The sequence below is a fragment of the Micromonospora ferruginea genome, from assembly GCF_013694245.2.
Lineage (GTDB): Bacteria > Actinomycetota > Actinomycetes > Mycobacteriales > Micromonosporaceae > Micromonospora > Micromonospora robiginosa.
Genome location: NZ_CP059322.2, coordinates 1,947,215 through 1,965,714 on the forward strand (window position 1 = coordinate 1,947,215; position 18,500 = coordinate 1,965,714).

At 73.9% G+C, this 18,500-nt stretch carries 15 protein-coding genes and 1 riboswitch; of the genes, 8 read left to right on the forward strand and 7 right to left on the reverse strand.

Going from position 1 to position 18,500, the window contains the following annotated elements; translation table 11 throughout:
• Positions 1-7 precede the first annotated feature (7 nt).
• From H1D33_RS08535 to H1D33_RS08550, 4 genes are all read right to left on the reverse strand, one after another.
• Positions 8-565 carry a hypothetical protein gene (locus H1D33_RS08535; RefSeq protein ID WP_181568585.1) on the reverse strand — a complete coding sequence of 186 codons (558 nt, stop codon included), beginning with the start codon at positions 563-565 and terminating at the stop codon, positions 8-10.
• A 179-nt stretch (positions 566-744) separates the two neighbouring features.
• Entirely contained in the window at positions 745-1,380 is a 636-nt protein-coding gene (locus tag H1D33_RS08540) for a lysoplasmalogenase (protein ID WP_181572824.1), read from the reverse strand.
• Positions 1,377-2,204: a sterol desaturase family protein gene (locus tag H1D33_RS08545; protein ID WP_181568584.1), complete on the reverse strand. Its 828-nt coding sequence runs from the start codon at positions 2,202-2,204 to the stop codon at positions 1,377-1,379. The genes H1D33_RS08540 and H1D33_RS08545 overlap by 4 nt, the downstream gene beginning before the upstream one ends.
• Positions 2,201-2,929, reverse strand: a complete 729-nt coding sequence (locus H1D33_RS08550; protein WP_307755373.1) for a FadR/GntR family transcriptional regulator — start codon at positions 2,927-2,929, stop codon at positions 2,201-2,203. The genes H1D33_RS08545 and H1D33_RS08550 overlap by 4 nt, the downstream gene beginning before the upstream one ends.
• A gap of 135 nt (positions 2,930-3,064) precedes the next feature.
• Here H1D33_RS08550 and htpG point away from each other — a divergent pair, with 135 nt between their 5' ends.
• Positions 3,065-4,957 (forward strand): molecular chaperone HtpG, encoded by a 1,893-nt coding sequence (htpG, locus tag H1D33_RS08555; RefSeq protein WP_181568583.1) that lies wholly within the window; start codon positions 3,065-3,067, stop codon positions 4,955-4,957.
• 58 nt (positions 4,958-5,015) lie between these two features.
• Here htpG and H1D33_RS08560 read toward each other — a convergent pair whose 3' ends face one another.
• Positions 5,016-6,578: an LLM class flavin-dependent oxidoreductase gene (locus H1D33_RS08560; RefSeq protein ID WP_181568582.1), complete on the reverse strand. Its 1,563-nt coding sequence runs from the start codon at positions 6,576-6,578 to the stop codon at positions 5,016-5,018.
• 209 nt (positions 6,579-6,787) lie between these two features.
• Positions 6,788-6,932: riboswitch (cyclic di-AMP (ydaO/yuaA leader) on the forward strand.
• Between H1D33_RS08560 and H1D33_RS08565 the strand changes: the two genes are divergently transcribed.
• Both H1D33_RS08565 and H1D33_RS08570 read left to right on the forward strand, forming a co-directional pair.
• Positions 6,931-7,551 (forward strand): LysM peptidoglycan-binding domain-containing protein, encoded by a 621-nt coding sequence (locus tag H1D33_RS08565; RefSeq protein WP_181568581.1) that lies wholly within the window; start codon positions 6,931-6,933, stop codon positions 7,549-7,551. (Overlaps the previous riboswitch by 2 nt.)
• A gap of 298 nt (positions 7,552-7,849) precedes the next feature.
• Positions 7,850-8,299, forward strand: a complete 450-nt coding sequence (locus H1D33_RS08570) for a YbaB/EbfC family nucleoid-associated protein (RefSeq protein WP_181568580.1) — start codon at positions 7,850-7,852, stop codon at positions 8,297-8,299.
• A gap of 404 nt (positions 8,300-8,703) precedes the next feature.
• Here H1D33_RS08570 and H1D33_RS08575 read toward each other — a convergent pair whose 3' ends face one another.
• Positions 8,704-10,764, reverse strand: a complete 2,061-nt coding sequence (locus H1D33_RS08575; protein ID WP_181568579.1) for a M4 family metallopeptidase — start codon at positions 10,762-10,764, stop codon at positions 8,704-8,706.
• 359 nt (positions 10,765-11,123) lie between these two features.
• Positions 11,124-13,427, reverse strand: a complete 2,304-nt coding sequence (locus tag H1D33_RS08580) for a transglycosylase domain-containing protein (protein ID WP_181568578.1) — start codon at positions 13,425-13,427, stop codon at positions 11,124-11,126.
• 131 nt (positions 13,428-13,558) lie between these two features.
• Between H1D33_RS08580 and H1D33_RS08585 the strand changes: the two genes are divergently transcribed.
• The 5 genes from H1D33_RS08585 to H1D33_RS08605 are packed head-to-tail and all read left to right on the forward strand — an operon-like array spanning position 13,559 to position 18,481.
• A complete protein-coding gene (locus tag H1D33_RS08585) occupies positions 13,559-14,329 on the forward strand; it encodes a nucleotidyltransferase domain-containing protein (protein WP_181568577.1) in 771 nt (256 codons plus the stop codon).
• Positions 14,330-14,343: 14 nt separating this feature from the next.
• Positions 14,344-14,787 (forward strand): ABC-2 family transporter protein, encoded by a 444-nt coding sequence (locus H1D33_RS08590; protein WP_181568576.1) that lies wholly within the window; start codon positions 14,344-14,346, stop codon positions 14,785-14,787.
• A gap of 56 nt (positions 14,788-14,843) precedes the next feature.
• Complete coding sequence (locus tag H1D33_RS08595) at positions 14,844-17,636, forward strand: FAD-binding and (Fe-S)-binding domain-containing protein (protein WP_181568575.1); 2,793 nt, start codon at positions 14,844-14,846, stop codon at positions 17,634-17,636.
• Positions 17,633-18,091, forward strand: coding sequence for a glutaredoxin domain-containing protein (locus tag H1D33_RS08600; protein WP_181568574.1), 459 nt, complete (start codon positions 17,633-17,635; stop codon positions 18,089-18,091). Before H1D33_RS08595 ends, H1D33_RS08600 begins: the two co-directional genes overlap by 4 nt.
• 9 nt (positions 18,092-18,100) lie before the next feature.
• Positions 18,101-18,481 (forward strand): VOC family protein, encoded by a 381-nt coding sequence (locus tag H1D33_RS08605; protein WP_181568573.1) that lies wholly within the window; start codon positions 18,101-18,103, stop codon positions 18,479-18,481.
• Positions 18,482-18,500 lie beyond the last annotated feature (19 nt).

The window sequence follows — 18,500 nt, forward strand, 5'->3', positions numbered from 1 at the left end:
GGGAGGGTCAGAGGCGGCACTGCCAGGAGTACGGGTCGCCGAAGCGGACGAAGCGCTCCACCGTCGCGTACCCGAAGGTGGTCTCCCGGCAGGCGGCGAGCACGTCGATGTCGGAGTAGGTGACCCCGGCGCGGCTGTAGCGCACGCAGCGCCAGCCGTAGACGGTGTCGCCGCGCAGTTCGGCGGTCGAGTTGCCGGTGAGCTGGCACCAGAGCGTGAAGTCCGGCGTCACCACCTCGGGGCGGACCCGCCAGCAGCGCACCGAGGTCGGGTCGTAGAAGTCGCCGATGCGGTCCACCGCCGCGTCGGTCCGGTAGGTCCACCGACACGCCGCGTCGAGGGCGAGATCGCCGAGGCGCCCGTCGCCGCCCCGGCAGTGCCAGTCGTACGCGGTCGCGCCGGTCAGCGCCGCGTCGGCCGCCCCGAGCGACCGGCAGTAGGCGCCGAGGTCGAGCCCGCCCAGCTCCTGCGGGGGCGGCGGCGAGGCGTGCGCCGCGGCCGGCGCGGCGAGCGCGGCGGCGAGCAGGGCGAACGTGGTGAGCAGGGCGCGCAGGGTGCGTCGCATGGTCGTCCTTCCGGTAGCGGATGCTCCAGGGGGCGGCGGTGGCGCGGACCACGCTAGACAGACGTGGAAGTCCTTTCAAGAGTTGCAAGTGGGCAGTCTTGATAAGAAAGAATTTCCGACTTCTTGCGAAAGTGAACGGGTGGCGGTGTGCGACTCCCGCACACCGCCACCCGCGCCGCTCAGGCGTGCACCACCTCCGGCTCGCGGGCGGCGCCGGCGTGGGCGGCCACCCAGCCGGTGGTGATCAGCAGCAGTGCGGCGCAGTAGGTGCCCATCACCAGCAGGCCCGCGCCGGGCAGCGCGGTGCCGGCCGCGCCCACGCCGATGAGCAGGTCGGAGACGAGGAAGAACGCGCCGCCGGCCGCGACCCGCGCCGACACCCCGGCCGCGGCGGCGGCCATCAGGCACAGCGCCAGGCTGTAGCCGAGCACCGGCAGCCGCAACGGTCCCAGCGCGCCCCACAGCAGCGCGTTGCCGGCCGCCCAGGCGAGCAGGTAGCCGGCCCACGCGGGCGCCGGCGGGCGACCCCGACGGAGGAAGCCGGTCAGGAAGGCGAGCTGCGCGAGGAGGAAGAACCCCATGCCGACCAGGAACGCGGTCCGGCCCGGCACGAGCAGGGCCACGTCGCCGGCGGTGGCCGCGACCAGGCCGGCGGCCACCGCGTCCGCCCGGCGTCGGTGCGTCAGGAGGTACGCCAGCAGCACCGGCGCCAGCAGCGGCTTGGCCAGCCACTGGAGCACCGTCGAGTCGACCGCCACCGCGACCAGCTCGACGGCCGCGACGAGCCCGAACAGGGCGAGCCAGAGGCGCCTCACCGGGCCGGCTGCCAGCCGGGACGGCCGAGCAGGTAGCCGAGCCGGTGCCGCCAGCAGGTGGCCCGGCGCACGTCGGAGAGGATTGCGGCGAACTCGTGGGTGGCCACCCGCAGCGGGTTGTACGTCTGGATGTTCTTCGTCAGCCCGTAGCGCACGGCGGCCCCCTCGGGCGCGAAGCTGCCGAACAGCCGGTCCCACACGATGAGGATGCCGCCGTAGTTGCGGTCCAGGTATTCGGTGTTGGAGCCGTGGTGCACCCGGTGGTGCGACGGCGTGTTGAAGACCCACTCGATCGGCCGGGGCAGCTTGCCGACCCGCTCGGTGTGCAGGAAGAACTGGTAGAGCAGGCTGATCGACTGCTGGAGGAAGATCATCCACGGCGGGATGCCGAGCAGCGCCAGCGGCAGCCAGAACGGCAGCGAGGTCATCGGCGTCCAGCTCTGCCGCAGCGCGGTGGAGAGGTTGTAGTGGACGCTGGAGTGGTGCACCACGTGGCTCGCCCACAGCACACGCACCTCGTGGTGCGACCGGTGGAACCAGTAGTAGGCCAGGTCGTCGGCGAAGAAGACGATCGCCCAGGTCCACCAGTCGCCGGGGGAGAGGTGCACCGGCGCGACCGTCCACAGCGCCGCGTAGAGCCCGACCGTCAGCAGCTTCCACGGGAAGCCGATGACCTGGCTGCCCAGCCCCATGGACAGGCTGGTGGTGGTGTCGCGCAGCTCGTAGCCACGCTCGTCGTCGTCGGGCAGGAAGCGATAGGAGACCGCCTCGATGACGATCAGCAGCAGGAACGCCGGGACGGCGTACAGCACGGCGGGGATCATGCGCGCGCTTCCCTTCCGGTGGTGGTGGGGGTGGGGGTGGTGACCGGGGCGGTCAGCAGCGCCCGGGCGTGCCGGGCGGCCGCCGCGCCCTGGCCGGACGCGATCGCGGCGGCGAGCCGGCGGTGCCCGGCCACGTCGAGCAGCTCGGCGGCGCGGGCGTCCGGGGGGACGTCGCCGACCGCGAACGTGCCGGCCACCAGGCTGTTGAAGGCGAGCTGGTAGGCGGTGTTGCCGCTGCCGCGCACCACCAGTCGCCAGATGCGGATGTTCGCCTCGGCCATCCGGTCCAGGTCGGGCGCGAGCGTGCCGTACTCCTCGGCGGCCCGGACCAGCGCGGCGACGGCGGCGGCGTCGGCGCGCTCCGCGCAGAGCCGGGCCGCGTCGACCCCGACGCAGGCCCGCATCTCCAGCATGTCGCGCACCAGCGTCTCGACCGGGAGTACGTCGCCGGAGCGGGCCAGCGACAACGCCAGGTCCAGGCCGGCGTGCACCCGCCAGTCGAGCACCCGGGTCGCGCCGCCCTGGCTCACGCGGACCAGGCCGAGCTGTTGCAGCCGGCGCAACGCCTCCCGGACCGCGTGCCGGTTCACCGCGAACGCGGCGGCCAGCTCCCGCTCGCCGGGCAGGTTCTCGTCCGGCCGGTGGCGGCCGGACACGATCGCGTCGCGGAGCTGGCCGAAGACGTGGTCGGAGACCGAGGCGCGGGGGACGGGGACGAAGGCCATGGGCAGCAGTGTGGCCCCCGACACATCAACCCGTCAACTGGTTGGACCAGTCTTCCCGGGCGGCCGGTGCGTGCCGCCCCGGTCACCCCTCGTATCCTTTCCGCCGTAGGCCCCGCCACGGTGAAGGGAGTCGGTGTGAGCGACCGGGTCGAGACGTTGGAGTTCCAGGCCGAGGCGCGTCAGCTACTGCAGCTGATGGTGCACTCGATCTACTCGAACAAGGACGTCTTCCTGCGTGAACTGATCTCCAACGCGTCCGACGCGCTGGACAAGCTGCGGCTGGAGTCGCTGGTCGACAAGGACCTGCCGGTCGACACGTCCGACCTGCACATCGAGCTGGAGGTCGACCGCGACGCCCGCACGCTCACCGTCCGGGACAACGGCATCGGCATGTCCCGCGACGAGGTGGTCGCGCTGATCGGCACCATCGCCAAGTCCGGCACCGCCGAACTGCTGCGCAAGCTGCGCGAGACGAAGGACGCCGCCGCCTCGCAGGAGTTGATCGGCCAGTTCGGCGTCGGCTTCTACGCCACCTTCATGGTCGCCGACCGGGTGACCCTGCTGACCCGCCGCGCCGGGCAGACCGGCGGCACCCGGTGGGAGTCCGACGGCGAGGGCACCTACTCCGTGCGGGAGGTCGAGGACGCGCCGCAGGGCACCTCGGTCACCCTGCACCTCAAGCCCGCCGACGCCGACGACAACCTGCACGACTACACCGCCGAGTGGACCGTCCGGGAGATCGTCAAGCGATACTCCGACTTCATCGCCTGGCCGATCCGGATGACCGTCGACAAGCCCGGCGAGGACGGCGCCACCGCCCGCGAGGAGCAGACGCTCAACTCGATGAAGGCGCTCTGGGCGCGCTCGCGGGACGAGGTGGACGAGGCCGAGTACAAGGAGTTCTACCGGCACGTCGCGCACGACTGGGCCGACCCCCTCGAAACCATCCACATGCGCGGCGAGGGCACCTTCGAGTACGAGGCGCTGCTCTTCCTGCCCTCGCACGCCCCGCTCGACCTGTTCTCCCCGCAGGGCCGCCGCGGCGTGCAGCTCTACGTCAAGCGCGTCTTCATCATGGACGACTGCGAGGCGCTGATCCCCAACTACCTGCGCTTCGTGAAGGGCGTGGTGGACGCGCACGACCTGTCGCTGAACATCTCCCGGGAGATCCTCCAGCAGGACCGGCAGATCCGGGCGGTGCGCCGGCGGCTGGTCAAGAAGGTGCTCGGCACGCTCAAGGACATGTCCGCCGAGTCGTACCGCACGTTCTGGACCGAGTTCGGGCCGGTGGTCAAGGAGGGCCTGCTGGAGGACCCGGACAACACCGAGGCGCTGCTCGACCTGGTCCGTGCCGGGTCCACCCACGACCCGGCCGAGCCGACCACGCTGCGCGCCTACGTGGAGCGGATGAAGGACGGGCAGACCGAGATCTACTACGCCACCGGCGAGAACCGGGCCACCATCGAGAACTCCCCGCACCTGGAGGCGTTCCGGGCCAAGGGCTACGAGGTGCTGATCCTCACCGACCCGGTGGACGAGGTGTGGGTCGAGCGGGTCGGCGCGTACGACTCCAAGACGCTGCGCTCGGTGGCCAAGGGTCAGGTCGACCTGGAGACCGAGGAGGAGAAGGAGAAGGCCGAGGCCGAGCGGCAGGAGTACGCCGACCTGCTCACCTTCCTCGGCGGCGCGCTCACCGACAGCGTCAAGGAGGTGCGCCTGTCCACCCGGCTCACCACGTCGCCGGCCTGCGTGGTGGGTGACGCGCAGGACATGACGCCGACGCTGGAGAAGATGTACCGGGCGATGGGCCAGGAGGTGCCCCGGGTCAAGCGGATCCTGGAGCTGAACCCGACCCACCCGCTGGTCACCGGCCTGCGCAAGGCGCACGGCGAGGGCGGCGACCCCGCCGCGCTGACCGAGACCGCCGAGCTGCTGTACGGCATGGCGCTGCTGGCCGAGGGCGGCGAGCTGGCCGACCCGGCCCGCTTCACCCGCATCCTCGCCGACCGTCTCGCCCGCAACCTCTAGCGGTGAAAGGCGGGGGCCCTTCCTATCGCGTACGCGATAGGAAGGGCCCCCGCCCAACTCAGAGCTGGTCGGGGAAGAAGCCGTGCCGGGCCAGCGGCTCGACGATCTGGTGCTCCTCGTAGGACAGGTGCGACAGCAGCGTGTCGGTGAGCAGGTCCACCGCCTCCTGGAGACCGGTGAAGTCGCCGGGGGAGGCGACCAGCTCCACCAACGCCCGGTCGACGCTCTCCACCACGCCGTGGATCACCACGTGCTCCTGCTCCAGGCGGTCCAGCACCGGGGCCAGCGAGGCGTCGGCGCGGCGCAGGTGCGGGAAGACCGAGGCGCCCTCCAGGCCGTGGTGCTGCGTCACCACCGTGCAGTACGCGGCGCAGTAGGCGCCAAGCGTCCAGTCGTTCTGCCGCATGGTCATCGCGTTCAGCGCGGCCCGCGCGCCACCCGGTGACACCGCCCCGCGCCTGACCTGCTCCAGCAGGTCGCGCACCTGGGCCAGCTCCTGCCGCAGGTGGTCGTGCACGTCCACCAGGTGCTGCCCGGCGGCCTGCGCGCGGGCGGGGTAGACGTGCCCGGCCGGTGGCGGCGGGGCGGTCGGACGGGTCGTCTCGTCCCAGAGGCGGCGGGCGCTCAGCCGTACCCCGGGATCGGGGGTGGGGGTGACCGCGAGCGTGCTCGGACCGCCGGCGGCGGCCTGCTCCTCGACCACGGCGCGGGCCCCGCTGCCGGGCGTGGTGCGCTCGGCGGCGACCAGCTCCCGGACCGCCGGCGCCACCTCCTGGGCGAAGAGCTGGATGGCGCGCGGCTCGTCACTGCCGAGGACGAACGTGGTGACGCCGTGCTCCAGGGTGAGGCCGGCCAACTCCTCGACCCACTGCTCCGGCGGCCCGGCCAGGAAGCCGGTGGACGAGCGGGCGAACGTGCCGGTGACGTTGAGCATCCGGCGGACCGCGCCCGGATCGCGCCCGGCGGCTTCCGCTCCCTCGTTGACGAGCGCGTTCAGCGCCGGCAGGTCGTCCGGCCCCTTCGACAGGTACGCCAGCGACGGCAGCCAGCCGTCCGCGGCCCGCCCGACCAGCCGCAGCATCCGGGGCTTGTACGCGCCGACCCAGATGCCCACCGGGTGCGCCGGCGCCGGCCCACGCTTCGCCCCGACCACCCGGTAGTGCTCCCCGTCCACCCGGATCATGCCGCGCCGCCCGGTGTCCCACACCTCGCGGACGACCTGGATCGCCTCGTCGAGCGCGTCGACGGCCGCGCCGGGGGAGAGCCGCCGCCCGCCGGCCGCCTCGATCGCGTCCCAGAACGCGCCCGCGCCCAACCCCAGCTCGACCCGGCCGCCGGTGAGCAGGTCCAGGCTGGCCACACTGCGGGCCAGCACCACCGGTTGGCGCAGCGGCAGGTTGAGCACGTTGCCGGCCAGTCCGATCCGGTCGGTGGCGGCGGCCACGTACGACATCAGCGTCCAGGTGTCCAGGAAACCCGGCTGGTAGGGGTGGTCCTGGAAGGTGACCAGGTCGAGCCCGGCCTGCTCGCAGAGCGTGGCCAGCGCCACCACCTGGTCGGGGCGACCGGCGGCGGGGGTGAGGAAGCCGCCGAATGCCAGCTCGTGTCCGTGGTCGGTCATCCGCCCCGCTCCTCGCGCGATCTTGCCCGGTCCCGCCCACGGTAGCCGCACCGCCGGCCGGTGGGCGGCGGACCCGCCACCATGGACGCGGTCACCCCGCCGGGTGAAGAACGTTCCAAGAAGTGGGTTGTTGGCGTAATTCGTCCCTAGCGTCAAGTCCGTTCGCATTCGCGGACACCGCGGGCCGGTAACGCCTAATCCCGCCACCGGCCCGGTGGTAACCGAACCTCGGGCGGGAGCGGGGGACCCACACGTTCCACGGTGCACGTCACCTCGGGGTGAAGCCGCCACCGGCGGCCGGGCTCCTCGGCCCGAACCCGACAGCTCACCTCGTCGGCGTGGAGGAATCCACATGTCAACTGCATACTCAGCCCGGCGTCGCCGTACCGTCGTCGGCGCGCTCGTCGCCGGTGCCGCGACCCTGTTCGGGCCGGCCGCGCCGGCCGCCGCCGCGGGCGTCAACTGGGACGCCGTCGCCCGCTGCGAGTCCGGTGGCAACTGGCACATCAACACCGGGAACGGCTACTACGGCGGGCTCCAGTTCTCCCGCGGCACCTGGAACGGCCACGGTGGCCAGAGGTACGCCGCCCGGGCCGACCTGGCCAGCCGCGCCGAGCAGATCGCCGTCGCGGAGCGGGTGCTCGACGGACAGGGCATCGGCGCCTGGCCCGTCTGCGGCAGGAAGGGCGGGTCGACCGGCAGGAAGGCCGGATCGAGCCGAACCCACGTCGGCGCGGGATCGGACTCGACCGCGTCCACGAAGAAGGCCACCTCCCCGCGCCCGTCGGGCGGCGAGCGGCGCAGCGCGCCGGCCACCGGCGCCTACCTGGTGCGGCCCGGCGACACGCTGTCCGAGATCGCCGCCGCGAAGCACGTCGCCGGCGGTTGGCGCGCCCTGCACACGCTCAACCGGGCCGTCGTCGGCGCGGACGCCGGCCTGATCTTCCCGGGCCAGCGGCTGCGCCTGCGCTGATCCCCGCTGCGGGACGCCGTCCCGATGGTCCGGACGGCGTCCCGCGGTTCCCGGAGCCGTGCCGGCCGACGGACGACGCCGAACGCCCGGCCATGTGGCGTCCGGGCGTGGCGGGTGCCGAACCAGGTCGCCGGGACCATCCGGCTGGGCGCTCGGCGTCGCGCGACACGCCGGGGGTGCTGGGCGTCCGTCCTGCTCCCGGCCCCGGCGACCGGATCGACGCGGCGGGTGACGAGGTTCCGCCGCCGCCGGTTGCTATGGTCACGAGGCTCGGCTAAGACGTGAAGAAAGCGCGGATATGACCAACGATGCGTTCTCGGCCGCCGCGAGCCTCGACGAGCTGCTGACCCGCACGCAGCAGGCGCTGGCCGCGATGCGGTCCCGGTCCTGTGTGCTCGCCGACGGCGAACCCGGCGAACTGCTCCGGGCCGAGGGCGTCGCCGCCGGCGGCCGGGTCCGGGCGGTCGCCGTCCAGGGTGGCCGGTTGCACTCCGTCGTCGTCGATCCGGAGCTGGCCGACGTGCCGCTCGAGGTCCTCTGTGCACACCTGGTCGACGCCGTCAACGACGCGCTGAGCGAGCTGGATGCCCAGGTCAGCGACTCCGCCCGGGCGGACACCGACGCGCTCGCCGCCCGCCTCGGCGGCCTGCCCGACCAGGCGGAGCTGTTCAGCCGGACGATGCACGAGGTGGCCGCGCGCATCCGCCGCGACCGCGACGCCGCGTCCCGAGCCGCGCACCTGGCGTGATGACTCGATCTGGTGGACGCCCGTCCGGGTGACCGCCTGCCCTGGTCGCCGCCCGTCCGCGTGACGGCTCGCCCTGGTGGACGCCCCTCCGCGTGACGGCCCGCTCTCCTGCGACGGCGCCGCGTCGGTCAGCCCGCCGTCGTCGGCGCGACCGAATTCGCCGGCGAGCCCTCAGTAACCGCCATTCGGGATCGACCTTCCGAAGGGCGGGAACGACGGAGATCTTGGTACGGAATGGCCCCTCCAGGGGCCCGTTCGTACCAAGATCTCGGAGCCGGAGCCGGAGCCGGAGCCGGAGCCGGAGCCGGAGCCGGAGCCGGAGCCGGAGCCGGAGCCGGAGCCGGAGCCGGGGACGCGGAACGGCCGGCCGCCGGGAGGGCGACGGCCGGCCGTTCGGGTCGCGGTCAGCTCAGCGTGACCGCCGTGTCGTCGACGACGAAGGACGTCTGCAGGGAGGCGTCCTCCACGCCGCTGAACGAGATGGTCGCCGTGGTGCCGGCCAGCGACGAGATGTTGAAGGATCGCTGCACGTAACCGGTGGCCTTGTTCAGGTTGGAGTAGGTGGCCAGCGTGGTGCTGCCGGCCTTGACGGTCAACTTGTCGTAGGCGGTGGTCGTGGTCGACTCCGCGCTGTCGATGTGCAGCCAGAACGTCAGGGTCGCCTTGCACCCGGCCGGGATGCTGACCGACTGGCTGAGCGAGTCGGTGTGCGAGGAGCCGTAGCCGTCGAGCCACGCCTTGTACGAGCCGCCGTGCGCCGCCTGGCCGCTGTCGGTGGTGATGACGCCGGACGAGGCGGTCCAGTTCACGTTGCCGGACTCGAAGCCGGGGTTGGCCAGCTTGTTGCCGGAGCAGCCGCCCGAGGGCGGGGTGGTGGTGGCGGTCGGCGTGGGCGTGGTGCCGCCGGAGCAGGTCGGGTCACCGGACTGCGCGGGCACGCTGACCGCGTCCCAGGCCGCCTTCACCGTGTTGAACTCGGTGCAGCCGGTCGGGTAGAGGTTCTTCGCCGCCTGCAGCGTCCAGGTGCGGTACTTCAGGTACGACGAGGACGAGGTCTTCAGCAGCATCGCGTTGTACATGATCTTGATGGCCTTCTGGATGCCGAGACCGGTCACGCTGCTGCTGTTGCAGGTGGAGCTGGCCGGCTGCCCGTTGGTCGGGCTGCTGCCGTTGGCCAGCAGGTAGAACCAGTGGTTGCCCGGTCCGGCGGAGGCGTGCACCTCGCCGCCCGGGACGCTGCTGGAGTAGCAGTTCGGGTCGCCGAGCGCGCCCGGGTTGTACATGTTGCGGATCGGGCCGGAGCCGACCAGGTTGATCTTCTCGCCGACCAGGAAGTCCGGCGCGTCGTAGCTGGACGGCTCGTTGGCGAACCACTCGGTGGCCGCGCCGAACGTGTCCGCCACGAACTCCTGGGTGCCGCCGCCGGAGATGCCGCCGGGGGTGTGGTCGTCGATGCCGTGGCCGATCTCGTGGGCCACCACGTCGAGCGAGCCGATCCACTGGCCGGCGGTGTTCTTGCCGATCTGCACCTGGGTGCCGTCGTAGTAGGCGTTCTGGTCGTTCAGGCCCACCCGGATCGGCCAGTAGCCGCCGTTGCCGTCGGCGCCGTTGCGGCCCAGCCACTGGTTGAGCATCTTGTGCTCGGTCTGCGCGCTGAACAGCGCGTCGACGCAACCGGTCTCCTTGTTGGTGGCGGTGCCGTTGCCCCAGACGTCGTCGGTGCCGCTGAACGTGGTGTTGTTCGCGGCGTCCTGGCAGCTCAGGTTGGTGACGGTCGGGTCCTTCATGGTGAAGGTGCTGCCCGACTGGGTGGTGTTCAGCGTGAGCGGGGCCGGGCCGTTCCAGGCGCCGGTGCCGGTGCCGTTGACGATGTGCTCCTGCTTGCGCAGGACCGCCCCGGTGCGGGCGTCCACGTCGACGGTGAGTCGGCTGGGGCCGTCGGCGTCGGTGCCGCGCACCGTGGTCTCCCAGGCCAGCGCCGGGCTGGCGCCGAGCGTGTAGACGACGAGCGTGGTGCCCTCGACCGAGCTGACGGTCTTGAGCTGGGCGCGCGCCGTCTTCGCGGCGGCGGCCGAGGTCAGCTTGGGGCTGGTGGCGAGGGTGCCGATGGGCCGCTGCTGCGCGACGGAGGCGTACTTCAGGTTGCCGCCGGAGTCGGTGGCGAGCACGAAGTCACCGCCGACCACCGGCAGGCCCTTGTAGGTGCGCTCGTAGGGCACGTACTGGGTGCCCTCGGAGGAGATGACCGGCTTCTGCACGAACGCGTCGTCGGAACCGGCCTGGAGGTAGGCGGGACGGTTCGCGACCAGCGCGCGGGCCGAGTCGGCGGCTGCTGCACGGGCCTGGGCGGGGTTGGGGGCGGCGGGCCCGGGTGGCGCGGCCTGCACGGCGGCGGCCGTGCCGGCGGCGATCACGCCGGCGGCGGCCGCGCCGGTGAGCGCGGCGAGGCGGGGGGAGAGCTTCACGAGGGTTCGCTCCTGTTCCTGAGGCGCGCCGCACGGAGCCCGGTGGGGTCGGGCGGCGCGATGGTGCGAGGCAGGGTGACGGCCGGTCACCGGAGCTGCCGGCGTGGCTCCGGGTCGACAGATCGACCGTCGTGAGTCGCCGGGGGTCGACGACTCGCTGGTGCACGATCACACGCCGTCGGATCCGTGAGCAATGGGTGACCTGGGCAACCGACTTCCGCCGGACACCCCGCCGTCGCCCCGAATTCAGGAAGCCATGATCTTCAATAGCCCCTGATCAGGGCGAACATTGTCGGCAGTGGAGGATTACGTGCCCGATCTGCGCGTATTGCCGCAGTCCCCACATGGTGCACAGAGTTTCAGCGTGGTCCCCGGGTCTTCGTCGGCGGCCCGCCGGGCGGCGTCGTCGTCGGCGAGGGCGACAGCGTCGGCCGCGGTCCGGGCCGCCGGCTCGGGCTGGGGCTCGCACTCGACGGCGTCGGGCTCGGCGTCGGCGACACGGACGGGCTCGGCGCGGCGCTGCTCGGCGTCGGCGCGGGCGGGGTCGGCTTCGGCGTGTCGCCGGGGAAGGCCGGCTCGGAGAAGCGGTACCGGTCCGGGTCGAGCTTCATCGCCTCGGTGGCCCGGGTCATGAACTGCCGCCAGATCGGCGCGGCCCCGGTCGAGCCGTACACCTCGTAGCTGCCGCCGGTGGTCCGCAGCGGCTTGCCGTCGGTGGTGCCCAGCCAGACCGCCGAGGCGAGCGCGCCGGTCCACCCGACCATCCAGGTGTGCACGTTCTTGGTGGTGCTCTGCCCGGCCTGCCAGGTGCCGGTCTTGCCGGCGGAGTCCCACCCGTTGTCCAGCTTGGCCGCCCGCACGCGGCGCAACGTCCAGTCGAGCTGGTCGACCGCCTCGGCGTTCAGGTCGAGGTCGGTCTGCCGCAACTGCTCGGTCCACACCTTGTCGTCGCCCTTGGTCACCGACCGGACGAAGTGCGCGTCGGCGCGCTTGCCGCCGGCCGCGAACGTGGCCATCCCGTTCGCGTGGTCCTGCACGGTGATGCCGTACTGGCCGATGCCGACCTCGGTGGAGAAGTGCTCCGCCAGCTCGCCGGCCGGGTCGTCGCGCAGGTCGACCCGCTGCGGCCGCGGGTTGCCCCGCACCGTCTCCCACATCGAGTTCACGCCGGCCTGCCGGGCCGTCTCGATCACCTTGGCGGTGCCCAGCTTCTCGGTCAGCTCGTAGTAGGTGACGTTCAACGAGGCGACCGTGGCCTCCCAGAGCGCGCAGTCCGGCTGGCAGGGCGCGTGCTCGGCGTTGCGGATCGGCCCGGCCGCGCTGGCCCGGGTCCGGCCGGACGCCGGGAACTCCTTCGTGTCCGGCGAGTCGAACCGCTCCTTCACCGACATGCCGTTCCGCACCGCGGCGGCCAGGTCGTACACCTTGAACGACGACCCCGGCGGGTGCTGGCCGAAGCCGCGCGCCTGGCCCTGCTCGTCGGTGTACCAACCGGCGTAGTCGGCGCCGGAGCCGCGGTCACCGCCGTAGTAGCCGAGCACCCGGCCGGTGCCCGGCTCCACCGCGACCAGCGCCGCCTGCCAGTTCTTCGGCTGCCCGCGGACCGCCTCCGGCGCGGTGTCCCGGCGGATGTCCGCCGCCGCCTCGGCCGCGTCCTGCACCCGCTTGTCGATCGTGGTGACGATCCGGTAGCCGCCGTCGCGGATCACCTCGTCCGGCTTGCCGCGGAACGGCTCGGTCTGCCGCAGCTCCGCCAGCACGTGGTTGACCACCAGCCCGGTCGGCCGGTCCAGGTCGGAGCCGCCCGCGTCGCGGTCGATCGGCCGCACCGTGTCCGGGTACGCCAGGTCCGCCGCCTGCTGCGGGCTCAGGTAGCCGAGCTTGACCATGCCGTCGCGGATGTAGTTCCAGCGGTCGATCGAGTTCCGCTTCGCGAGGGCGTTGCGGCGCGGGTCGTAGCCGGGTGAGCCCTGCGGGTCGGCCGGGTCTGCCTCGGGCTGCTTCACCATGGCGCAGAGCACCATCGCCTCGGCCGGGGTGAGCTGCTGCGCCGCCGGCGCGTCGCGCCGGACGGTCTTGCCGAAGAACGTCTGCGCGGCCGCCTCGATCCCGTACGCGCCCCGGCCGAACGGGACCGTGTTCAGGTAGAACCCGAGGATCTCCTTCTTGCTGTACTTGTCGTCGAGCTTCCAGGCGATGACCGCCTCGCGCAGCTTGCGGGAGTAGGTGACGCCGCGCAGGTCGGCGGCGACCCGCGCGTACTGCTGGGTCAGCGTGGACGCGCCCTGCCGCTGGCCGCCGCTGACGTTCGCCCACGCCGCCCGCAGCACGCCCTTGACGTCGATGCCGCGGTTGGTCCAGAACGTGCGGTCCTCGGCCGCCACGATGGCCTGCTTCGCCGAATCGTTCATCGCCTCGTACGGCACGATCGTGCGGTTCTGCGCGCCCAGCTTCGCCATCGGCGTGCGGCCGTCGGCGTAGAGGACCGTGGTCGACTCGGGCAGCTTCAGGTCGGTGGGCGTCGGCACGGAGTCGAAGTAGTAGCCGCCGGCGACCAGCCCGCCCCCGGCGAGCAGCGTGCACACCGCCAGCACGACCAGCAGCCGCCGCCCCCGGCGGCGCGGTCGGGTCGGACCCTCGCCGTTCTCTCCGCTGTGCCGCACGCGATGCCTCCGACTGCTCGGTCGATCGTGTCCATGCCCGGCTCGCAGGCTAACCGACCTGCGCCGACGGCACCGGCCGACGGCCCCGACCCGGCCGACGGCGCCGGGAACCGGCCGGGCAGGATGCCCGCATGCGCGACGACGTACCCGGATACCTCGCCGACCTGCTCCGGCGCGCCCGGGACGTGCTCGGCGACGAGCTGGCCGGCGCGTACGCGGCCGGGTCGCTCGGGCTGGGCGCCTACCAGCCCGGGCGCAGCGACGTGGACGTCGCGTTGCTGGTCGCCGCGCCGCCGACGGTCGCCGCGAAGCGGACGCTCGTGGACCGGCTGCGACACGAGTCGCTGCCCTGCCCGGCGCGCGGCCTGGAGCTGGTCGTCTACCGGCGGGACGTGGCCGCCTCCGGCACCCCCGAGCCGGGCTTCGAGCTGGAGCTGAACACCGGCGCCACGATGCCGTTCCGCGCCACGTACGACCCGGTCGACCGGCCGGCCGCGGACGGGCGGTTCTGGTACGCGCTGGACCGCAGCATCCTGCGCCAGTCCGGCCTGACCCTGCTCGGCCCGCCCGCGGCCGACGCGTTCGCCGACCCGGACCCGGCGACGCTGCGGTCGCTGCTGGTCGACGCGCTGCGGTGGTGGCTGGCGTTGCCCACGCCGCCCGGCGACGCGCCCGCCCCGGGCGCCGAGGACGCGGTGCTGGGGGCCTGCCGCGCGCTGGTGCGCTGCCGCGACGGCGTCTGGCTGGGCAAGGTCGACGCCGGACGCCGGGTGGCCGCCGACGACCCCGACGCGGCGCTCATCCACCGGGCGGTCGCCGCCCGCGCCGGCGGGCCGCCGCCGTCCGGGCCGGCCGCCCGCGCGTTCCAGCGCCGGGTGCTGGCGCGGATCGAGGCGGACTGACGAAATTCGGCCGGGTGCGGGTCACCAACCTGCTCGACCCGGCGCTGGGCCTGGTGCTCACCACCGTCGGCGCGGTGCTCGCCGGCCGGGGCGTGTCCGCCGGCCGGCTGGCCGCGTTCCTGCTGCTGCTGGGTTGCGCGGCGGTGCTGCTCTACGCGCTGACCGTGCTGCTGATGGCGGCGACCGTGGTGCTGGTGGCCGCGGAGGACCTGGACCGGGTCTCGTTCGCCTTCGTCGAGCTGTCCCGTTTCCCGGTCGACCTCTACCGCGACCCGGCCCGCACGCTGCTCACCGTGGTGCCGGTCGCGTTCCTCACCACCTGGCCGGGCGCGGCCCTGCTGGGCCGGCTCGACCTGCGCCTGCTGCCGGTCGCGGTGCTGGTGGCGGCCGGCGCGGTGGCGCTGACCACCGTCGCGTGGCGGCGGGCGCTGCGCGGGTACGCGGGCGCCGGCGGCTGACACTCCACCGGCCCCACCTGGGCGGGAACTAGGGTGGGCGGGGAGGTGCGGTGATCATGGCGGAGTTGAGCGCGTCGGTGCGGGCCGGGCTGGAGGCGGCGGTGCCCGGCGGCGTGAGCACCCGGGCGGTGGACCGGCTCAAGCTGGCCCACGACGCGTCGCACTACCTGCTGCACCCCGGCGCGGTGGTCACCCCGGCCGACGCCGGGCAGGTCGCCGCGCTGCTGGCACACAGCCGCCGCGCCGGCGTACCGCTGACGTTCCGCTCCGGCGGCACCAGCCTCAGCGGCCAGGCGGTCACCGACCGGCTGCTGGTCGACGTCCGCCGGCACTTCCGCGACCTGACCGTGCTCGACGGCGGCCGGCGGGTGCGGGTCCAGCCGGGGGTGGTGCTGCGGCAGGTCAACGCGCGCCTCGCGGCGCACGGCCGCAAGCTCGGACCGGACCCGGCGAGCGAGTCCGCGTGCACCGTCGGCGGGGTGGTCGCCAACAACTCCAGCGGGATGACCTGCGGCACCGAGTTCAACACCTACCGCACGCTGGAGTCGCTGGTGCTGGTGCTGCCCAGCGGCACCGTGCTGGACACCGGCGCGCCGGACGCCGACGCCCGGCTGCGCGCCACCGAGCCGGCGCTGCACGCCGGCCTGCTGCGGCTGCGCGACCGGGTGCGCGGCAACCCCGACTCGGTGCGCCGGGTCCGTGCCCAGTTCGCCATGAAGAACACCATGGGGTACGGCGTGAACGCGTTCCTCGACCACGACGACCCGGCCGACCTGCTCACCCGGCTGGTGGTGGGCAGCGAGGGCACGCTCGCGTTCGTCGCGTCGGCGACGTTCCGCACCGTACCGGTGCTCCGGCACGCCGCGACCGGCCTGCTGGTCTTCGACTCCCTCGGCGCGGCGATGGCGGCCATGCCGGCGTTGGTGGCCGCCGGGCCGGCGGCGGTGGAGCTGCTCGACGCCGCCGCCCTGCGGGTGGCGCAGCGCGACCCGAAGGCGGACGCGGCGCTGCGCGGCCTGGCCGTGCGCGGGCACGCGGCGCTGCTGGTGGAGTGGCAGGAGTCCGACCCGGACGCGCTGGCCGACCGGGTCGCCGCCGCTCAGCCGGTGCTGGCCGACCTGCCGCTGACCACCCCGGCCCGGCTCAGCGGCGAACCGGCCGCCCGGGCCGCGCTCTGGCACATCCGCAAGGGCCTGTACGCGGCCGTGGCCGGCGCCCGCCCCTCCGGCACCACCGCGCTGCTGGAGGACGTCGCCGTGCCGGTGGCCGCGCTGGCCGACACCTGCGCCGCGCTGGCCGACCTGTTCGACCGCCACCGGTACGCCGACAGCGTCATCTTCGGCCACGCCAAGGACGGCAACCTGCACTTCATGCTCAACGAGCGGTTCGCCGGCGGAGAGGCCCCGGCGCGCTACGCCGACTTCACCGAGGAGATGGTCGACCTGGTGCTCGGCCACGGCGGCACGCTCAAGGCCGAGCACGGCACCGGCCGGGTGATGGCCCCGTACGTGCGCCGCCAGTTCGGCGACGAGCTGTACGACGTGATGCGCGAGCTGCGCGCGCTCTGCGACCCGGACGGCGTGCTCAACCCGGGCGTGCTGCTCGGCGACGACCCGGAGGTCCACCTGCGGCACCTCAAGACCGTGCCGACCGTGGAGGAGGAGGTGGACCGCTGCGTGGAGTGCGGCTACTGCGAGCCGGTCTGCCCCAGCCGGGACCTCACCACCACGCCCCGCCAGCGGATCGTGCTGCGCCGCGAGATCGCCGCCGCCGAGGCCGCCGGCGACACCGCGCTGGCGGCGGAGCTGACCGACGCCTACGACTACGACGCGGTGCAGACCTGCGCGGTGGACGGCATGTGCGCCACCGCCTGCCCGGTCCTGATCAACACCGGTGACCTGGTCAAGCGGCTGCGCGCCGAGGACCACGGCCGGGCGGTGTCGACCGGCTGGCGGGCCGCGGCCCGGCGGTGGGGCGTCACCACCCGGGGCATGGCCCGCGGGCTGGACCTGGCCGGCGCGCTGCCACCGGCGCTGCCCGAGGCGGCCACCCGGGCGGCCCGCGCGGTCCTCGGCGCCGATCGGGTCCCGCAGTGGCGACGCGACCTGCCCGCCGGCGGCTCACCCCGCCGGCCGCGTCCGGTCGACGACCCGGACGCTGTCTTCGTACCGTCCTGCCTGGGCACGCTGTTCGCCCCCGCCGAGGGTGGCACCGGCGTGACCGCCGCGCTGCTCACCCTCGCCGACCGGGCCGGCGTACGCCTGCTCGTGCCGGACGGGGTCGGCGACCTGTGCTGCGGCACCCCCTGGTCGTCGAAGGGCCTGACCGACGGCTACCGGTCGGTCCGCGACCGGGTGCCGCCGGCGCTGCGGGCGGCGAGCCGCGACGGCGCGCTGCCGGTGGTCAGCGACGCCGCCTCCTGCACCGAGGGCTTCGACCGGCTGCTCGCCGACGCCGGCGACCTGCGGGTGGTCGACGCGGTGGAGTTCGCGGCCACCACGCTGCTGCCCCGGCTGACCGTGCGCCGCCGGCTGGCGTCGCTGGCGTTGCACCCGACCTGCTCGTCGACCCGGCTCGGCCTGGACGACGCGCTGCTCGCGGTGGCCCGGGCGGTCGCCGACGAGGTGGTGGTCCCGGACGGCTGGCAGTGCTGCGGCTTCGCCGGCGACCGGGGCCTGCTGCACCCGGAGCTGACCGCGTCGGCCACCCGGGCCGAGGCCGCCGCCGTCACCGCGCGGTCCTTCGACGGGTACGCCTCGGTGAACCGCACCTGCGAGATAGGGCTGGCGCGGGCCACCGGGCAGCCGTACCGGCACCTGCTGGAACTGCTCGCGGAGGCGACCGCATGAGGCTGCGCAGTTGGTGGTTAGCCGGGCTGATGCTGGTCACCGGCGTGCTGGTGGGCGTCACCCAGGACGGGGTGGTGCCGGCCACGCTCGGCGTCGTGGGCTTCGTCGTGCTGGCGGTGCTGTTCTCGCCGCTGGCCTTCCCCCGGTCGCTGAGCGCGGCGGATGCACGCGCCCGCAGCGCGCGTGACGGCCGGCCGGTGGTCTACTGGCGACCCGGCTGCACCTACTGCCTGCGGTTGCGCCTGCGGCTGGGCCGGCGCGCGCGGCGGGCGTACTGGGTGGACATCTGGCGCGACCCGGCGGGAGCGGCGGCGGTCCGGGAGGTGACCGGCGGCGACGAGACCGTGCCGACCGTGGCGCTGCCGGACGGGGCGGTGGTGAACCCCGACCCGGCCTGGTTGCGCGCGCGGCTCACGGCTTCCACCGGGGCTGCCGGCGGCGGCCGAGCTGACTAGGGTCGACCCATGCACCGGTCCCGGCTCTACGCACTGATCATCGACGCGCCCCAGGAGTCGGCCGGGGAGGTCACCGCGTTCTGGTCCGCCGCGCTCGGCGCCCCGGTCCGCACCGACCCGGGCGAACCCGAGTTCACCGGACTGGCCGACGTGGTGCCCGGCTTGGTCACCGCCGTGCAGGCGGTCGACGACGCGCCCCGGCACCACCTCGACATCGAGACCGACGACGTGCCCGCCGAGGTGGAGCGGCTGCGCGGGCTGGGCGCCACGCCGGTCTCCCGCTGGCAGGACTGCCACGTGCTGCGCGCGCCCGGCGGCCACCTGGTCTGCGTGATCCCGGTGGCCAGTGACCGGGAGCTGTTCGAGTCCACCGCCACCCGCTGGCCCTGAGCCGCCGGCGCGGGCCGGG

Bases quoted from the DNA above. Each gene is read 5' to 3' on its own strand.
- H1D33_RS08550 (WP_307755373.1), bottom strand. From the start codon at position 2,929: ATGGCCTTCGTCCCCGTCCCCCGCGCCTCGGTCTCCGACCACGTCTTC.
- H1D33_RS08595 (WP_181568575.1), top strand. From the start codon at position 14,844: ATGGCGGAGTTGAGCGCGTCGGTGCGGGCCGGGCTGGAGGCGGCGGTG.
- H1D33_RS08605 (WP_181568573.1), top strand. From the start codon at position 18,101: ATGCACCGGTCCCGGCTCTACGCACTGATCATCGACGCGCCCCAGGAG.
- H1D33_RS08545 (WP_181568584.1), bottom strand. From the start codon at position 2,204: ATGATCCCCGCCGTGCTGTACGCCGTCCCGGCGTTCCTGCTGCTGATC.
- H1D33_RS08560 (WP_181568582.1), bottom strand. From the start codon at position 6,578: ATGACCGACCACGGACACGAGCTGGCATTCGGCGGCTTCCTCACCCCC.
- H1D33_RS08570 (WP_181568580.1), top strand. From the start codon at position 7,850: ATGACCAACGATGCGTTCTCGGCCGCCGCGAGCCTCGACGAGCTGCTG.
- H1D33_RS08585 (WP_181568577.1), top strand. From the start codon at position 13,559: ATGCGCGACGACGTACCCGGATACCTCGCCGACCTGCTCCGGCGCGCC.
- H1D33_RS08535 (WP_181568585.1), bottom strand. From the start codon at position 565: ATGCGACGCACCCTGCGCGCCCTGCTCACCACGTTCGCCCTGCTCGCC.
- H1D33_RS08600 (WP_181568574.1), top strand. From the start codon at position 17,633: ATGAGGCTGCGCAGTTGGTGGTTAGCCGGGCTGATGCTGGTCACCGGC.
- H1D33_RS08565 (WP_181568581.1), top strand. From the start codon at position 6,931: ATGTCAACTGCATACTCAGCCCGGCGTCGCCGTACCGTCGTCGGCGCG.